The following is a 16,661-nucleotide window of genomic DNA, read 5'->3' on the forward strand; positions in this document are numbered from 1 at the left end:
ATGGGCTGCCGCCGTGGCGGTCACGGGCGGGTGTCTGCCGGCGCTTGGGTTGTGCATCACTCCGCTTCCGTGATGTAGCGGGCTTCGATCAGCTCTTCGACCAGGTCGGAGGTCACGAAGGCCAGGCGACGAGCAAGGCCGACAGCCTGCTGGTGTGCGGCCGGCGTTCGCTCGCCCCTCAGGGGGAGCCCTCTTTCAACGAGCTGGACCATCACCCGGGTGGGCGGAAACTGCTCGTCCGCGAGGGCGATGTCGCTGAGCTGCTTCAAGTGGCTGCGGAGGCGGTCGATCAAGGCATCGGTCGTCGTGACCGACGGCAGCTGATTGCCGATTGCCATGTCGAGGTCGTCGAAGACTTCCTCGACATCGAGCGGACTCCAGTCCTTGATCCGCTCCAGGACGGACCTCAAGCCCTCTGTATCGAGTGGAGGTGTCCACTGCGGGATGCTTGGCTCGTCGGCCGGCGGAGGAACCACGTCGTTCTCCGGAACCAGAGCGGTGAGGGACATCGGAACTCCTGTAGAGGGCCAAGTGCCGGCCGTGAGGGTTAGAAGTGTTCGGGGGTTTCCGGGGTTCCGATGAAGACCCACACGTCCTTGCCCCTTGGGGTCACGGATACGGACGTGTCGTCGGCCAGAGCCCGTAGCAACAACAGCCCGCGCCCCTCCTCGGCCAGGGGGTCCGGAGACGCGTATACGGGCGGGCAAGGGTCCTGGTCGCGGACGACGGCGGTGACTCCGTCCGGCACCTTCTGGAGGAGCAGGCTGGCCATCCGGTATCCATCGGTGTCCGCCACCGTGTGCTGCAAGACGTTGGTGATCAGTTCGTTGACCACGGTCAGCATGCGGTGCGCAGTGCTGTCGTCGACGCGCCACCAGCAAAGGTGCGCTGCGACGATGCCCCTGACGGTTCCCAGATCTTCGGCCCGGACTTCGAAATTCATGTCGAGTTGACCGCCCACGCTTCTGGACGTGGCTCGAACAGAAGCGTCCCGATCGCGGGTGCCGATGAGCAGGTCCATTGCTGCTTCCTCCGTTCTGCCAGAACCCCTTCAGCAGGGGTGGGTTGCGGTGTGTACTGGACTGGAACCGGTCAGCAACCATTTAGGCAGAGCGCACCGAGAGCGTGCAGAGCCTGATGCCGACAGATGAGAAGTTCGGCATCAACGACTTCGGGGACAGAACATGCCGCAGCCAATGAAGCAGCTCGATCCGGGCGCCTCCCCCCAGGAGTGGTTCGGCAACGAGCTGCGCAACCTGCGCCTGGAGCAAGGGCTGTCGGCCAAGGCACTGGGGCGGTTGGTGCAGGTCAGCGACGACATGATCTTGTCGATCGAGAAGGGGAAATATCCAAGCTGCCGACGCGACGTGGCTCAACGGCTCGATGATGTCCTCCGTACGGGAGGGCTGTTCGACCGGGCGTGGCCGATGGCCTTCGGTAACCGCGATGCCGACAGAAAGCGCGCTGATGCCGATAAGATATCCACGGGAAGTGGGGAGAGGTCCGCTCAGGTGCCGGCAGGCCGCATCCTGGGCAGAGACGAACCGACTCTTCGCCCTGGGAGCCATGAGCCCGTGATTCGACGCTCGTTCCTCCAGCTCGGTGGCCTCGCCGCCATCGCGCCCCTCGACCTCACCGAGATCTTCGCCCCCACCGAGCTGACTCTCCCGGCGAACGTCAACCTCGGCCACGTCGACCAGGTCCTGGCCGCAGCCACCGCCATCAGCGGCATGGACAACGAGCTGGGTGGCGGGGGCATGGTGCGTGACGTCAGCCGGCCGAGCGATGCAGTGGTCGGCCGGCCTCCTACAGGCCCAGTGCCCCGAGCACCTGCGAACCGAACTGTTCGCCTCTGTGTCGCGACTCGGGATCGTGGTGGGTGCCTCCGCGTTCGACGCCTACCACCACGATGACGCCACCCAGACGTTCCGGTTCGCAGCGGACTGCGCCGAGGAGGCCGGCGACTGGCATCTACGGGCCAAGACGTACTCGTTCCTCGCCCGGCAGGCCGTATGGATCGGAGCCCCCGACGACGGCCTGACCTACGCCGAGAAGGGACTCGTACGCGCCGACCGGTTGTCCGCGACAGAGCAGGCGATGCTTCACACGGCACGGGCCAGGGCTTTCGGGAAAATGGGTAACGTGCGCGACACCATGGCGGCCGTCGGCGCCGCGGATGAAGCGTTCGCCCGGGCCCGGCCTGCCGAAGAGGCGCCGTGGATGGCCTATTACGACGAGGCGCAGCACAACGGGGACACAGCCCACGCCCTGTTCGATCTTGCCATCCTCGCTGGACAGGACCCGGGCCGGGCAGCCCGCCGATTCGGCACCGCAGTGAAGGGGCACACCGACGCCTACAAGCGGTCCCGTGCGATCTCGCGCACCAAACTGGCCTCCCTGATCATGGCCAAGGGTGACCCCCGCCAGGCGGCGGCACTCGGCCACGAGGCCCTGGACGAGGTAGGCCGGCTCACCTCCCGCCGCGCTGCCGACGACCTACGACAGCTCGGTCGCTTCGCCGCGAAGCATCAGACGGTCCAAGAGGCTCTCGGGCTGCGCGATCGGATCGCCGCTACGGTTTCCGCATGACTTCTGCGGCAGCCGCCCCTGCGCGTCACGTCCTGGAGCAGGCATGTTCCGTGGTCGGACTGGAATCCGCCGGGGCGGAACCGCTACGGCTGGCCGAGAACCAGGTATGGCGGCTACCGGGCAGGCAGGTGATCGTACGGATATCACGGGCGGGCCAGAGCGCTGCGGCGGCCCGTGAGGTGCGCGTCGCGCGTTGGCTCGCCCGGGAGACCATCGCGGCTGTTCGCCTGGTCGACGTGGAGCAGCCGGTCGAGGTGGGCGGTAGGCCAGTGACCTTCTGGGTGGAACTCCCACCGCAGGAGCACGGCTCCGTTCAAGACGTCGCTCAACTCCTCGCGCAGCTCCACTCCCTGCCCATGCCGGGCATAGAGCTGGGGTACCTCGATCCCTTCGTCCGGGTCGGCGAACGACTCCAAGCAGCCACGACGATCCGCGAAGACGACAAAGAGTGGCTGCACGGACTCCACCGCGACCTCGCAGCGGCCTGGGCCGAGCGGCCGGCCGGCCTACCCGACCGGGCTGTGCACGGCGACGCCTGGCCCGGCAACTTCGTCCGCACGGCCGACGGGGTCCTGATGATGGACCTGGAGCGCTTCTCCGTGGGGCCTCCGGAGTGGGATCTCGTATCCACCGCAGTGCGCGCGAAGACCACGGGCGCGGTCACCATGCGCGAGTACGACCAGTTCTGCGCGACCTACGGCCACGACGTCACGGCGTGGGAGGGCTATCCCATCCTCGCGCGCGCTCGGGAGCTGCGGATGACGACGTACGCAGCTCAGCACGCGGCCGGCAACGAAGAATGGATCAGCCAAGCGCAGTACCGGATCGACTGCCTGCGCGGTCGATCCGGTCCGAGGCCGTGGACGTGGACGGGAATCCTCTGATCAGGATGTTCGCCGACGCGCTGCCAGGGTCAGCTCGGCGGCGAATCGGCCCCGCGTCAGCGGCGGGATGCCGCACCTTGCACTCGGCGAGTTGTGCAAGCTGGCCCGCTCACCGAAACCGCGCTACCTGAGAAGCCCGAACGTCACGGCGGCGGCAACTCCGCCCAGCAGGGCGCCGACGATGGTCTGCGCGACGGTGTGGTCCCGGAGCTGGACACGGGACCATCCGACGGCGGCGACGACAAGGGCGAGGGCGGCCAGAGCCTGCCCGAAGGCGAGCGTCAGGATCGTGGCCACGCCGCCGGCGACGGCGGTGTGCACCGACACCTTCCACCAGACGGTGACCACCATGGTGGCGGCCAGGCCGACGAGCATGGCGATCACCAGGGCGAAGAGCTCACGGGGAGCGTCGAAGACGACCTGGATCAGGATGCCGGCGAGCACCGAGATCATGGTCGCCGTGAGTGGGATGGCGCGCTGGGACCGGACCTTGACGTGCTTGTCCGTCCAGGATCCGCGTTTCACACCGAACAAGATGATGGCGATGGGAATGCCACCGCAGAACAACGCGGCGAGGAGTCCCCAAGCCAGCCCATCGGCGCTTCCCGTGCTGTGCCAGCCGATGATCAGCAGAATGGCTATGACGAGGTAAGCCGGCGCGAGGGCATCGGTGACTATGCGGGCGAGACGAGTTGAAGTGAGCTTCATCCTGAACTCCGGGCTGAGGAGAATTCTCGAACAAGTGCTGATTCGTAGGCTGTTGCCAGGTGCCTCAAAGCTTCGACTTCGCTGTGAAGGTCCTTACCGCCACTGGCAGGGGCTGTGTGCTCACCCGCGCGGGCGTCGCCGTTTTCCCGCGCCTCCTTGGCGCTGGCGATCCAGCACGCCTCGGCGTATATCTCGGCCTGGGCGCCTATGAGGCCCTTCTCCGCGACGTAACGTGCGGCCTCGGAACGTAGGGCCGGGGAAGCATGGTCCCCGAGATCCAGAATCGCGTCTCGGATTTCTATCCCCCGTCGATACAGGCGACCGCGTGTGTGGCGGAAAAGAAGAGCATCCGCTCGCCTGCTGCGCGGTGGATCGAGACGCACTGAAGGGACGGCGGAAGTGAGCTCGAGCCAGAGAGGGTAGAGCTGCGTGAGAGCGAGATGGGCACGGCCCCATTGGTGGAGTCGACGGACGACCGGCAAGGTGCTTCCGGCGAGGATGAAGACCAACGCCCCGAACAAGAAGGCGCTGCTGATGTTTTCATCAGTCCGCGGGGATACCGGCGTCAAGCCGAAGTAACGAAGCGCCAAGGCCAGTACGCGGTGCCCCGCGTAGACGATCCCCAGAGCCGTCCCCATGCCGGTGATCCGAAGCCCGCGCCCCAGGAGGCCGGCTTCCGGGAGGCGACCCCATCGCCAGCACAGTCGAGTGGCACTGACGAGAGCCGTACCGAGGTAGCCGGACCAGATGACGCCGTAGACGGCGATACGCCAGTCGTCGGCGAAGTCGGTGAGAAGGTCGGTGGCTTCCCCAGGCTGCGGAGCGGCGAAGAACAGCAGGGTCAGACCGACTCCTGCGGCAAGAGGAATGGTGATGCGCGGACGTGATCCGCGGAGCGAGGTGGCCTGCTCATGTGCCACGTCATACACGAAGGTCAGTACGGCGTAGGCGGCTGTGATGCCTGCCAGGTGCTTGCACAGGGTCGCCACGTTGTGGATCCCCAACCAGGAATCCAGAGCCGATGAGACGCCGTCTGGACGGATGGTCATGGCTATGGACAGTGCGAAGAACGCTACCCAAAGAGCGCGCTTCGCCGGAACACGCCAGGCGGCCGGCGTGCGCCACACCGTGACGATCCACAGCAGGGCTGCGGGGATGAAGGAAGCCATCGGATCAGGAGTCGCTCAGCGCGTCGTCGAGGCGCTGCAGGACGGGGTTGCTTCGGGTCTCGTTCGGGGAGAACAAGTTGGCTTTCCTGGCAAGGAGGTCGGCGAGCTGCTCGGCGGCTCGCTCATCCTCCGTGTTGTAACTGGCCCGCCCGAGCACGCTTTTCACGGCTGATGAGTCAACCTGCTTGAAGAGATGCGCCATTCGTTCAACCTGCAACGAAGTGTGTTCCAGCAGCATGTGACTTATTTCGTGGAGGACGATGTGTGTGCGATGAAGCGGGGAAGTCGATTCCTCGTGGAAAATGTGATCGGCCCGTTCCGTGGCGATCCAGGCCCCGCAGGGAACTCCGCTGGACGTGATTCCCGGAGTGCTGTGAAGGTATACGGGGCGTCCGCGTTGTGCAGACAGCATCTCGCAGAAGGTCTGTACGTCAAACGGGTCGGGGATCTCTGTGGTGGCGAGCAAGCCCTTGTGCTTCGGGGATTTCGCCGCGCTACTGCCCACCCGACCGAAGTGACTGCGCAGGTTCAACGTGCTGCTCCGGTTCGATGTCATACCGAAGCGTTCTTCGGCCGAATCACGATACGACAGTGATCACGCGCGAATGGGCTGGGGGAATGCAAGGAATGGCTTTTGTTGATTGGGTGTCAGTTGATCAAGCTCGAAAATGGTGCATAGTGCATTTTTTCGGCGTCGATCTTCGCAGTGTGGAATCGGCGTGGTGACAACCGTCACGCGTTCGGCTTCGCAGGGTCGTCGTGAAGCCCCTCCAGTGCGCGCGCCCTTTCGATGAATCCGCTGATCGTCGAGAGCGTTTCAGTCGACAGGCCGGCGGCGCGTAGGGCTACGGCGCGGACGTCGGCGTCCCGCATGGTCGTCAGGAGGGCCAGCTCGGCTTCGATCTGCTCCGACTCCTTGGCGTCGAAGAAGTACGCCGGAGGTACGCCGAAGAAGGCGGCCAACGCTCTGATCGTTTCCAGCTTCGGGTTGCGGTTGGAGCCGGTCCGGAGCTGCTGAATGGCGCTGGCCGAGATGGATGTCCCCGTGCTCTCCCGGATGCCGGCGGACACCTCGGCGTAGGTGTACGGCCCTCGCCCCTTGGGGTGCATGTCTCTGAAGAGCCGGTCGAGCAGTTCCGCGAACTGCCGCTCTGTGGTCATTCCGGATCCCTTCGCTGCGCGGGTGAGCCCATCCACTTCGGTGGTGCTACGTGTTCGATCGTACCGAATGGCAACACTGTGGTTGACGAAGGTTCGCGATTGCGGTGTATGTTGATCGCGCATTCATCCACTGGAGTGGTGATTGCCTGGTCAGGGCAGGTGTAAGAGGTGGACTTGTAACGAGGCTCACCCTATGGTCCTGATCCCAGCAGATCGCCTACCCGGCGCTGCGGCAACGAACGAGAGGGAAGAGGCAGGGGAGGAAGAGGGGCCCAGTGCCCGGGAGCTACCAACTCCCGGAGCGCCAGGCCGGCGCCCCAGAGGGGCCGACTCACATCTCGCGGGCGGCGGGCTTTTTCAGGAGAACCACCGCACCGCGCTCCTACGAACAACGGAGTATCGCATGCTCGCCACGCCGAGCGGAATCCCGGCCTGCCCGGAAACCGGCCGCCAGCACCGTCTCGCCGCCCAGCTCACCGATATGATCCCGGGCGCGGTCAGCATCCGCGTCAGCCTTACCGACCCGAGCCAGGCCTGGCCGCACCCGCATGCCAGCGCCAAGGGCGAGGCCGACAAGACGGTGGCGCTCAGCCGGACGACCGCCAGGGTCGCGGCCCGCTGGATCCTGCGGGTCTGGCCGGAGGCGGACTGGACCCGGCCGCACATCCTCGACCTCGCCGACGCGACCCTCATCCCTAGCGACCTCGCGGCCGGCCGGGGTCGCTGACATGGCACGGATACGCACCATCAAGCCGGAGGCGTTCACCTCCGAGTCGCTCGCCGAAGTGAGCGTCGAGGCCGAGCGGACCTTCTTCGGGCTGCTCACCCAGGCCGACGATCACGGCCGTCACCGCGACAACGCCGCGATCATCGCCGGGCTGCTTTGGCCCTTGCGCGCCGAGCACACTTCGGTCCATGTCGAGGACGACCTCCAGCAGCTCGCGAACGCCGGCCTTGTCTGCCGGTACACCGGCTGCGACGGTCGCCGCTACCTCCACATCGTCACCTGGTCCGAGCACCAGAAGATCGACAAGCCGAGCCAGTCCCGCCTGCCGTCCTGCCCGCAGCACCAAGCCGCCCACCGGTGCGCACCCTGCAAGGGCACCTGCACCGAGCGGACGCAGGCGCCGTCCCCTACTTCCCCCGGTGTGTTCGCCGAGGCTTCGCCGAACACACCCCGAGGCCTCGATCTGCCGGCCCAGGCCGCCGCGACATCTCCCGGCCCCGCAGGCGGGCCTCCCACCGCCCAGCAGGACCCCCTCGACGTCACGGTCGGCGCCCATCACCACACGGGCGCGAAAAATGCAGGTCAGGACGCATTCGCCGAGGCTTCCCCGAACCTTCCCCGAAGCCTCCCCGAGGGCTCGGCGCCTGGATCTAGGATCTTGGATCCTGGATCTTCTTTCCCTACGGGGCGCACGGCGCCCGCAGACACCGTCTCGGCCAATCAGCTGGTCGGCGAGTACATCACTGCCTGCGAGGAGCGTCCGCCCAGTGACGTGATCAAGCACCTCGGGCGGATCACCAAGAAGCTCCTGGCCGAGGGCATCGCCCCGGAGCACATCCGGGCCGGGCTGCGGAACTTCGCGGCCAACCCCAAGCACCCGAGCGTGCTGACCAGCATGGTCAACGAGGCCATGAACGCGAGGTCCGGCGGTTCGGTACGGGCGGGAAGCTGGCCTAACGTGCCCGCTCACCAGGCGTGGACCAACCCGGCCGACGCTGCCGCCGCCTACGCCGAGGAGCTGTGATGCGCACCCGGAACCACGAACCGCAGACCCTCGCCGGCGAGGGCACCCTGGACCGGATGGCCCGGATTCTGGCCGCCCGCCACATCGACCCGGCCACCGTCGCCGCAATCGCCGACGACTCCGAACCCTTCTCGCCGCTGGACGCCTTGTCGGCCGGGATGCCTCCGCGCTACCAGGCCGCCATCGCCGACCATCCCCAGGTCCTGACCTGGGCCCGCGACGTCGCCGAAGCGGCCGTCGTCCCCAGCCCGGGAGCCCGGCGGCAGGTCGCCACCGGACCCAGCCTGCTGATGGCCGGCGTCGTCGGAGCCGGCAAGACCCACCAGGCGTATGGCGCGATCCGCCTCCTGGTGCAGAACGGGATCGGCGTGCGCTGGCGTGCCACCACCGCCGCCGACCTTTACGCCGACCTACGCCCCCGCCCCGGCGTCGACAGTGAGCGGGAACTGGCGGCCTACAGCCGGGTGCCGCTGCTGATCATCGATGACCTCGGCGCGGCCAAGGCATCGGAGTGGGTCGAGGAAGTGACGTACCGGCTGATCAACCGCCGCTACAACCACATGGTCCCGACCTTGATCACCACCAACCTGGCGATCAAGGACCTCAAGGCCTACCTCGGCGACCGCGTCACCTCCCGCCTCGCCCAGATGACCACCCGGGTCGAGTTCGAACCGGTCGACCGCAGACGCCACCGCACCGCAGCCTGACCCACCACTGGCCGCCCCACGCGCCCTCAGCGCGCCGCCCCATGCACATCACGACCCAGCGCACCTCTCCGCCGACGCCCCATGCGCGCGGAGAGCGATCGGAGCAACCCGCATGACCACCACGACGATCAGCTCTGCCCACCACCGGTCCTTGGGCGATCACACCTGGCAGGACGAGGCCGTCTGCCAGTCCACCGAGTACAACCCGGTGGACCCCGAAATCTTCTTCCCCGAGCCCGACGAGACGGCCAAGATCACCGCCGCGAAGTCGCTGTGCGGCCAGTGCCCGGTGCGGCGCGCCTGCCTGGACGCCGCCCTCGAGAACAACGACACCGACGGCATCCGGGGCGGACTGACCGAGGAGGAGCGCCGACCGCTGCACGAGAAGCTCGCCCACCGCCTCGACTACAGCCGCGTCAACGCCACCATCGCCGGACGCGACGTCCACCTCACCAAGGCCGAACGCCGCGCGGTCGTCCAGGCCGCCTACCGCCACGGCCTCACCGAACAGCGCCTGGCCTGGCTCCTGAAGATCACCGAGGAACACGCCCAGAAGCTGTACCGCGAGACCCGCCGGGCACTCGTACACCGTGACCTGGAGCCGGCGACGAACACCATCCCGCCGCCCGTGACCGACGGCGAGCGCCTAGGTCGCGTCGACTTCGGGACCGCGGCATGACCAACACGCACGCGCCGAGGACGGCGCACATCACCGGCTGGGACCGCACGGTCGTCATCGCCCTGGGCGGCGCGGGTTGCGCCCTGTCGTACGACGCCCTCCAGCAGATGGCCGTCGCCATCCACATCCGCGGATTCCTCACCTACGTCTTCCCTCTGGTGATCGACGGGTTCATCGCCTACGGCGTACGGGCCCTGCTCGTCCTGCGCGACGCGCCTCTGCGCGCCCGGCTTTATGTCTGGACGCTCTTCGGTACGGCGACGGCGGCCAGTATCTGGGCCAACGCGCTGCACGCGGTCAGGCTCAACGAGGAGGCGGGTCGGGTGACCGGGCTGCGGCTCGGGGACACGGTGGTCGCGGTGCTGTCCACCATCGCCCCGCTCGCCTTGGCCGGAGCTGTCCACCTCTACATCCTCATCGCCCGGGGGCCGGTCAAGGACGGTGACCGCGAGGACCCCGGTCTGGTCGGTCTCTCCGGTCACCGCGGTCCGGCTGACCGGCCCGAGGGCGTCGAGGTCACCCGGGTCGACTGGACTGACCGGGTCGGTCAGCCGCAGTCGAAGGCCGGTCAGGTCAGCGCCGGACAGTCGGTCACTGCCCTGACCGACCGGCCGCACCCGTCCCCGGACAAGCCGACCCCGATCCCTCGGTCACTGACCGGGGACAGTGCCCCGGCGGACAGCGGTGCCCCGGTCACCGGTCAGCACGGTCAGCCGGACGAGGCCGCTGACCTGCCCGGACAGCCGACCACCGCCCCGGCGGTCACTGACCGACCGGCCGGCACCGAGCCGGGCACCGGCCACCGGGGCAGCCCCCAGCCGGTCACCGGCCAGCCGGGCACTCCGCCGCCGGTCACTGACCGGGGCTCCCGGACAACCAGTGACCGGCGGCCTGACCCGGACACCGAGGAGCTGTTGAAGATCGCCCGGTCAGCGGTCAGGGCCGAGGACAAGCTGACCCGCAAGGTGGTCGCCCAGGCGATCCGCGGTCAGCAGATTCCGCTCTCCAGCGACACGCTGACCGTCCTGATGGCCCAGCTCCGCGCGCAGCACGGACAGCCGGTCACCTCCACCCGGAACTGACCGGACAGCCCGAAGCGGGTGACCGAGCCGGACACCCCGGCCGGTCACCCGCCCCCGGACACGTACCCCCACACCCTCCCCAAGCGAAGCGGAGAGCACCTCATGCGCACCCGACCGGCCACCCCCGCCGAGGTCGACTCCTGGCTGTCCGTCCTGCACCAGCACGGACACCTCCACCGCGCCAAGTCCACCCCCGACAACACCTGGACCGTGCAACGAACCCCGCACACCCGCCCCTGGACCCTGCACCACCCGGTTCTCGCGATGGACTGGATCGAGGAACTCGTCCTCGAAATCCGGCAGCAGAACCCGGAGACGACCCGGTGAGCGCCCACGACCCGGCAGTCCCCACGTCCGGACAGCAGCGTGACCCCACGACGGCTCCTGGCGGAGCAAGCTATCGCGTACGACGGTCCTACGGCCCGTCGTACGCACTTGCCCCCGCCCAGGAGGGCGGGGGAAGCCCGGCTGGTCCCCGAGCGAGGGCGCTCGGGGACCAGCCGGGTGACCGGCACCAGGGGGCGCCGGTCACCGGGGGAGAAGCCGCACGCGACGACCACCGCGAGCAGCCGAGCCCGAGCACGCCCGCCTTCCCCGACCGCAAACCGCGCCGCCGCACCCGCAACCCTAGCGAGCGCACCCGCAAGACGACCACCCGCCTCTCCGACGACGAGAAAGCCGAGATCGCCGACGCCGCCACCCAGCGCGGCGTCACCGTCGCCCGCTTCCTCGCCACCGCCGGCCTGACCGCCGCCCGCGGGCCCGCAGCCGTACACAGGAACGACCGGCTCGACGCGGCCATCGACGAACTCGCCGCGCTGCGTACCGCGCTGGCCCGCATCGGCAACAACATCAACCAGATCGCCTTCGTCCTCAACAGCGGCGGCCACCCGCGCGCCGGCGAACTCGAACACGCCCTGGGCGCGCTGACCCAGCTTCTCGCCTGCGTCGACGACGCGGCGAACGACCTGGTGAACAGGCGGCTGTGATGGTTCCCGACATCGGACGCGGCTCCCGCACCCACGGCCTCCTCGTCTACCTGTACGGCCCCGGCCGGCGCGAGGAGCACACCGACGCGCACCTCGTCGGCTCCTGGGACGGCTTCGCCCCCGACCCCGGCCGCGACACCAGCCCCGACCCCGATCCGAAGGCCACCCTCGCCCGCCTCACCGCCGCCCTCGACCTCCGGGTCAAGCAGGCCGGCGATCGCGCACCCGCCAAGCACGTGTGGCACTGCTCGGTCCGGACCGCCCCCGGCGACCGGCGACTCTCCGACGAGGAGTGGAACGCGGTCGCCCAACGCATCGTCCACGCCACCGGCATCGCCCCCGACGGTGATCCCGACGGCTGCCGGTGGATCGCCGTCCGCCACGCGGAGGACCACATCCACATCGTCGCCACCCTGGTCCGAGGCGACCTGCGCAACCCCCGCCTCAACTATGACTTCAACAAGGCCCAGGCCACCTGCCGTCGCATCGAGAAGGAGATGGGCCTGCGCCGCCTGAACGCCGGCGACGGCACCGCAGCGAAAAACCCCACCAGCGCCGAGAAGTTCAAGGCCGAACGTACCGGCCGACCCGAGACCTCCCGCGAGACCCTCCGCGAAGCCGTCCGCCAGGCCCTTGCCGGAGCGGACGACGAGAAGGAGTTCTTCACCCGACTCCACGAGGCGGGCCTGCGCGTGAATATGCGCCATGCCCCGTCCGGTGACGCGCTCGGCTACAACGTGGCCCTGCCCGGCGACCGCAACCGCCATGGTGAACCGGTCTGGTACCCCGGCTCCAAACTGGCCCCCGACCTGTCGCTTCCGAAGATCCGCCTCCGGCTGGCCGACGGAACCGCCGAGCGGACAACACCTTCGACCGCCGACGGCCGACCCGCCTGGTCCCCACCCGCCCGAGAACGACGCCACGCCACAGGGATCGCCGAGCGTGCCGCCGTCCTCCTCGACAGCGACGACGACGAAGCCGCCGCCCAGCTCGTCGGCGTCGGCGAACTCCTGGACGCGGTCGCCCAGACCTCCCCGGCCGCCACCCATGCCGAACTGGGAGCAGCCGCCAAGGTCTTCGAGCGGGCCACCCGCAGTCACGTCCGAGCGGAGCGCGCCGACAGCCGGGCGCTCCGCACGGCGGCCCGGGGCATCATCCAGGCCGGCAGCGCACTCGGCCGTGGCGAGGACGGCGGCACCACCGCCATGCTCCTCTCCACCCTCGTCCTCATCGCCCTCGCCGCCGCCCACTGGCACTCCGCCCGCGGCCACGCCCAGCAGGCCCACGCCTCCCGCCAAGCCGCCGAGCACCTACGAGCCGCCTACCACCAGGCCGCCGCCGCACCCATACGGGCACTGCGCGACCAAGGCCGCGCCCTGCCCGAAGCCGAACGCCGAACCTACGAAGCCACCATCCGCGCAGCCCTGCCGAACGAGGAGCGGCGAGCGACCAGTTCGTCGACGAAGACCGATGCCCTGGCCGCCACCCTCGCCCAGGCCGAGCAGGCAGGTCACGACCCCAAGGCTCTTCTCCAGCAGGCCATCGACATGCGCGAACTCGACACCGCCGAGAACACGAACGACGTCCTGGTCTGGCGCCTACGCCGCCTCGCCCATCTCCCCGCACACCCGGGCGAAGCGACCCGCCGCCCGCAGGCCAGCACAAGCCGACCCAAGACCGCGGCCAACCACACCATCAACCGGACGGCACCCACGGCAGCGTCCCGCCCCGCAGCCTCCGACCCCCGCAACCGCCCACCGCGCCGCTGATCAGAGTCCGGTCTCCGGCCCCGCCGGAGACCACGAACCCCGTGGACAACCGATCCCACCAGCGCTATGGATGAAACAGAAGGACCCCGACCGGAAGATGAAACTCGTGCTCAGAACCACCCACCGCCCCACAGAGCTGACAACACCCGTGCAGCCCACCCCTCCCACCGGAACCGATCCGCTGCTGCAACACGAGCACGAGACACAGACACCCACGGGCCCCGGCGTGACACGTTGTCTCAACCACCCACGCGAACTGGCACTTCGCGGAATCCCGGCGATGTGCACAGCCTGCAACGCCCGACGAGACTGGCTGCTCATCAACCACGGCCGCAATGTCTGGATCGTCTGCCGCTGCAGTAACCAGTGGCTCGAACCCGAGATCAGCCGCGCCGACTTCGACGCCCTGATAGACATCCCAGACGGGACCACCTACCCCAGCGTCGAGCACGGTCTCGCCGCGCTCGGCTTCGACGGGACCTTCGCCGGCACCTACCTGGACTAGGCTCACGTCTGCGCGGCCCGCTGGGGTCAGCGCTCCACCCTGAACCTTGTCCGACTCGAACAGCCCATCCGTGACCACGCCTCGCTCCGGCGTCGCAGCACCACGCAAACACCGGAGCGGGCCGTTCGGGGGCCGGGGCTGCCGGCGGGTCAGCGCACGGTGAGCAAGACAGCACGCCCATGCTTGTTCATGTAGCTGAAGAGCTGGGCGATGTGGCTGGGGTGGAGCTTGATGCAGCCGTAGGACTTGTAGTCCTGCACGCCTTCCCAGCGCTGCGGGCTGTCGGCACCGTTGCGCGGACCCTGCTTCCTGTCCTTCGTCATCTCACTGTGGATGAACAGTCCGGTGCGCTTGACCTTGCCGGTGCGGCACTTCGTGTCCGGCAGGCCGATGGCGTAGCCCTTGATCGCGCTGTTCCGGCCGGTCTCGAAGGAGGTCGGCTTGTACGTGCCGTTGGGAAGCCACCCGGCTTTGCTCGTGCAGTCATTCCGGTAGCTCTTGCCCTTATTCGTATTGTAGTTGGCGGCCGTTCCCAGCCCGGAACCGGCCCGGTACGTGGCGATGCGGTCCCTTCCGTTCCAGAGCTGCAAAGTTGAGTTGGACGGGTCCTTTGCGTTCTTCACGAACACGAGGGCCACGCGGGATGCCGCAGCAGCGGAGTGCCGAGCCGACGGGGTGCCAGTGGCCGGCGCGGCCATCGCGGTGACCACTCCAGTGGCGAGTACGGCCGTGGCCGCCGCTGCCGCGATAACGCTCTTGAGATTGTTCATGGTGTCGACTCTCCCTAATACTTTCGACCCTCGTTGGGGACAGCGGTCGGATGCTCCGTGCCGCCGGAACCGACTGTGCCGTAGCCGGATCGGGAGAACACCAGTGCAAGAGAATCAGGGATTTGCAGCGCAACTTGCACCTCCGTAACCTGCTGTTTCTTCGTTGCACTGCAACGAAGAGTCCGTCGGAAGGGAGCCGATGACCGAGGAACCAGGGGATGAGTTCGCGGACCTCGCGCGCGGCCTAGTGCAGGCACTGGATGCATGGGCAGCGTGTGTGGGGGAGCCGATCTCCAAGGACAGGCCGGCACGGAAAGTATTAGTCAGGGCGCTGGAGCAGGAGCGGGCTACACCAGAGTGGACATCGCGTGCGCCGATCGACGGGCCAATACTGTCGTATTGGCTCCGCGGCCGCAGACAACTTCTTCCCGGCACCAAGCACAACCGGTTTCCCAGCGTGGAGGACAGTGCGGCTATCGCACGAGCGCTCAAGCTGCATGCACCCGGTAATGCGGAGCGGTTACCAATGATTGGCCGGGAGATCGCCGATCTGGCACACAGGCTTCAGGAGACAGCTGGACGCGGGTGGCGCCGCCGGATTGGGGAGAGTAGATGCCTGCATTCCCCCGGGCAGATCAGCCCTGGAGAATCCATCGGGCTTTCCGTAGCCGTCGCATCGAGCGAAGCCGTTGAACCAAGCCCCGCAGAACCTGTCGCACTCCAGGCGAACGTGGAATCGACGGCAGTTACCGAGCCGGAACTCCACGAGTTGTTGCCGGTCGAACCCGTCACCATTGCAGTCTCACCCGGGGCACCCAGCCCAGCAGTTGCGGCTGAGGCGGAAACCGGCGTGATCGTGGCGGCGGGCATCACCGACCGGACATCGTGCCCGGCGAGGAAGAGGTGGATCGGGGCAGGAGCACTCACCGCCGCGGCGGCTGTGTCGATCGGCCTGTGGGCGTGGCCGGGCGAAGAAGCGCCGACCACGGCTGGCAGGGGCCCGGACAGGTCAGCGTCACCGAGCGCGCATGCCATGGATGCCGCCGATCCCAACGCTGTTACCTCCGCCGTGTCAGGCAGCCTGAACGGGAATCACCGATGCGGAAGAAAGCGGAGCGCGGGGACGGTGGTGTGGAAGCCATGCCTGATCGTCACCGACGAGGCGACGATGGCTTTCCTCGTTCAGTTCACCAACACCTCGGGCAAGCCGATGACAATGAAAGCGAAACTCGCCTACGTCCAAGCCTCCGTGGAGCAGACTTGCCCCGCTCCCTGGGGAACCTCGGCGACCATCACCATCCCAGCCAGGGCCACTCGAATCAGCCCGCTTGACACCTGCACCGCTGCGCTGACACCCATTCAGGCATTCCAGGCCAAAGCCTGGGTAACACCGTACGGGGCGACACAGTGGGCATACCGGGAGCATTCACCGACCCTGCACGTGCAAGAAGCCGGTAATCCAGTGTGGGCCGGCCAATCCTAGAAGCAGCCCGACCGAGGCGGCCAGGACGAGGCCGATGACGGCCGGACCACGCGAGGTGATGGACGACGTTCGGCGCTCCGTGGCGCGCTTCGCCTTACCGAGTACGGCAAGGCCGCCCTTGCCTGTTCGGCGCGGGCGTCCTTCCGGTTAGTAATGGGCGAGTTGATTTGAGAGGTCGAGGGCGGTGGTCGCGATGGTGAGGGCGGTGCACAGGCCGAGTACTTCGTGGATGGTCGGATGGACCAGACGCGGCCAGTCGTCCGGTGCGGCGGGCCAGGAGGTGAGGCGTACCTCGGTGGTGGCCAGGCTCAGGTGGGCGGTGACGTTCCAGCCGGCGGGGGAAGTCGGCTGCCGGTGGAGGCGGATGCGTCCGACAGGGAGTCTGGGGGATTCGGTGGCGAGCCGGGTGACGACT

The 16,661-nt window shown here is 67.9% G+C and carries 19 protein-coding genes and 1 pseudogene; 13 read left to right on the plus strand and 7 right to left on the minus strand.

Translation table 11 applies throughout. The features are described 5' to 3' along the window. Positions 1 to 56: 56 nt before the first annotated feature. Together P8A20_RS30195 and P8A20_RS30200 are read right to left on the minus strand one after the other, a co-directional pair. The gene (locus tag P8A20_RS30195; protein ID WP_306104579.1) at positions 57 to 509 is read right to left on the minus strand and encodes a DUF6415 family natural product biosynthesis protein; all 453 of its coding nucleotides are present in this window, start codon (positions 507 to 509) and stop codon (positions 57 to 59) included. A 38-nt stretch (positions 510 to 547) separates the two neighbouring features. Then, a complete protein-coding gene (locus P8A20_RS30200) occupies positions 548 to 1,021 on the minus strand; it encodes an ATP-binding protein (RefSeq protein WP_306104580.1) in 474 nt (157 codons plus the stop codon). A gap of 175 nt (positions 1,022 to 1,196) precedes the next feature. On the opposite strand from P8A20_RS30200, the pseudogene P8A20_RS38965 reads away from it, so the two are divergent. From P8A20_RS38965 to P8A20_RS30215, 3 genes and pseudogenes are all read left to right on the plus strand, one after another. Then, a pseudogene (locus P8A20_RS38965) lies at positions 1,197 to 1,346 on the plus strand (helix-turn-helix domain-containing protein); the annotation flags it as partial. 439 nt (positions 1,347 to 1,785) lie between these two features. Then, entirely contained in the window at positions 1,786 to 2,589 is an 804-nt protein-coding gene (locus P8A20_RS30210) for an NsdA family TPR-like regulatory protein (protein ID WP_511104025.1), read from the plus strand. Beyond that, a complete protein-coding gene (locus P8A20_RS30215; protein ID WP_306104583.1) occupies positions 2,586 to 3,473 on the plus strand; it encodes a phosphotransferase family protein in 888 nt (295 codons plus the stop codon). The genes P8A20_RS30210 and P8A20_RS30215 overlap by 4 nt, the downstream gene beginning before the upstream one ends. A 123-nt stretch (positions 3,474 to 3,596) precedes the next feature. Here the strand turns inward: P8A20_RS30215 and P8A20_RS30220 are convergent, their stop codons facing one another. From P8A20_RS30220 to P8A20_RS30235, 4 genes are all read right to left on the minus strand, one after another. Next, entirely contained in the window at positions 3,597 to 4,181 is a 585-nt protein-coding gene (locus P8A20_RS30220; protein WP_306104584.1) for a phosphatase PAP2 family protein, read from the minus strand. Continuing rightward, positions 4,178 to 5,350 (minus strand): MAB_1171c family putative transporter, encoded by a 1,173-nt coding sequence (locus P8A20_RS30225; RefSeq protein ID WP_306104585.1) that lies wholly within the window; start codon positions 5,348 to 5,350, stop codon positions 4,178 to 4,180. Before P8A20_RS30225 ends, P8A20_RS30220 begins: the two co-directional genes overlap by 4 nt. Positions 5,351 to 5,354: 4 nt before the next feature. After that, the gene (locus P8A20_RS30230) at positions 5,355 to 5,882 is read right to left on the minus strand and encodes a hypothetical protein (RefSeq protein ID WP_306104586.1); all 528 of its coding nucleotides are present in this window, start codon (positions 5,880 to 5,882) and stop codon (positions 5,355 to 5,357) included. A gap of 200 nt (positions 5,883 to 6,082) precedes the next feature. Continuing rightward, positions 6,083 to 6,511: a helix-turn-helix domain-containing protein gene (locus P8A20_RS30235; RefSeq protein WP_266412440.1), complete on the minus strand. Its 429-nt coding sequence runs from the start codon at positions 6,509 to 6,511 to the stop codon at positions 6,083 to 6,085. Positions 6,512 to 6,914: 403 nt separating this feature from the next. Here P8A20_RS30235 and P8A20_RS30240 point away from each other — a divergent pair, with 403 nt between their 5' ends. The 9 genes from P8A20_RS30240 to P8A20_RS30280 all read left to right on the plus strand — a co-directional run bounded on the left by P8A20_RS30240 (position 6,915) and on the right by P8A20_RS30280 (position 13,993). After that, complete coding sequence (locus tag P8A20_RS30240) at positions 6,915 to 7,238, plus strand: transcriptional regulator (protein WP_306104587.1); 324 nt, start codon at positions 6,915 to 6,917, stop codon at positions 7,236 to 7,238. 1 nt (position 7,239) lies between these two features. After that, the gene (locus P8A20_RS30245) at positions 7,240 to 8,262 is read left to right on the plus strand and encodes a hypothetical protein (protein WP_306104588.1); all 1,023 of its coding nucleotides are present in this window, start codon (positions 7,240 to 7,242) and stop codon (positions 8,260 to 8,262) included. After that, a complete protein-coding gene (locus P8A20_RS30250) occupies positions 8,262 to 8,969 on the plus strand; it encodes an ATP-binding protein (protein WP_306104589.1) in 708 nt (235 codons plus the stop codon). The genes P8A20_RS30245 and P8A20_RS30250 overlap by 1 nt, the downstream gene beginning before the upstream one ends. 112 nt (positions 8,970 to 9,081) lie before the next feature. Beyond that, a complete protein-coding gene (locus P8A20_RS30255; RefSeq protein ID WP_306104590.1) occupies positions 9,082 to 9,648 on the plus strand; it encodes a WhiB family transcriptional regulator in 567 nt (188 codons plus the stop codon). Then, the gene (locus tag P8A20_RS30260) at positions 9,645 to 10,730 is read left to right on the plus strand and encodes a DUF2637 domain-containing protein (protein ID WP_306104591.1); all 1,086 of its coding nucleotides are present in this window, start codon (positions 9,645 to 9,647) and stop codon (positions 10,728 to 10,730) included. The genes P8A20_RS30255 and P8A20_RS30260 overlap by 4 nt, the downstream gene beginning before the upstream one ends. Before the next feature lie 102 nt (positions 10,731 to 10,832). Further along, positions 10,833 to 11,057, plus strand: a complete 225-nt coding sequence (locus tag P8A20_RS30265; protein WP_306104592.1) for a hypothetical protein — start codon at positions 10,833 to 10,835, stop codon at positions 11,055 to 11,057. After that, positions 11,054 to 11,719, plus strand: coding sequence for a MobC family plasmid mobilization relaxosome protein (locus P8A20_RS30270; protein WP_306104593.1), 666 nt, complete (start codon positions 11,054 to 11,056; stop codon positions 11,717 to 11,719). The genes P8A20_RS30265 and P8A20_RS30270 overlap by 4 nt, the downstream gene beginning before the upstream one ends. Beyond that, positions 11,719 to 13,488: a relaxase/mobilization nuclease domain-containing protein gene (locus P8A20_RS30275; RefSeq protein WP_306104594.1), complete on the plus strand. Its 1,770-nt coding sequence runs from the start codon at positions 11,719 to 11,721 to the stop codon at positions 13,486 to 13,488. The genes P8A20_RS30270 and P8A20_RS30275 overlap by 1 nt, the downstream gene beginning before the upstream one ends. A gap of 70 nt (positions 13,489 to 13,558) precedes the next feature. After that, complete coding sequence (locus P8A20_RS30280; protein ID WP_306104595.1) at positions 13,559 to 13,993, plus strand: hypothetical protein; 435 nt, start codon at positions 13,559 to 13,561, stop codon at positions 13,991 to 13,993. Positions 13,994 to 14,142: 149 nt separating this feature from the next. Here P8A20_RS30280 and P8A20_RS30285 read toward each other — a convergent pair whose 3' ends face one another. Continuing rightward, positions 14,143 to 14,763 carry a L,D-transpeptidase gene (locus P8A20_RS30285; protein ID WP_306104596.1) on the minus strand — a complete coding sequence of 207 codons (621 nt, stop codon included), beginning with the start codon at positions 14,761 to 14,763 and terminating at the stop codon, positions 14,143 to 14,145. A gap of 199 nt (positions 14,764 to 14,962) precedes the next feature. On the opposite strand from P8A20_RS30285, the gene P8A20_RS30290 reads away from it, so the two are divergent. Continuing rightward, on the plus strand, positions 14,963 to 16,246 hold the full coding sequence (locus P8A20_RS30290; protein WP_306104597.1) for a hypothetical protein: 1,284 nt from the start codon (positions 14,963 to 14,965) through the stop codon (positions 16,244 to 16,246). Positions 16,247 to 16,661 lie beyond the last annotated feature (415 nt).

The sequence above is a fragment of the Streptomyces sp. Alt3 genome (genome assembly GCF_030719215.1).
Lineage (GTDB): Bacteria > Actinomycetota > Actinomycetes > Streptomycetales > Streptomycetaceae > Streptomyces > Streptomyces glycanivorans.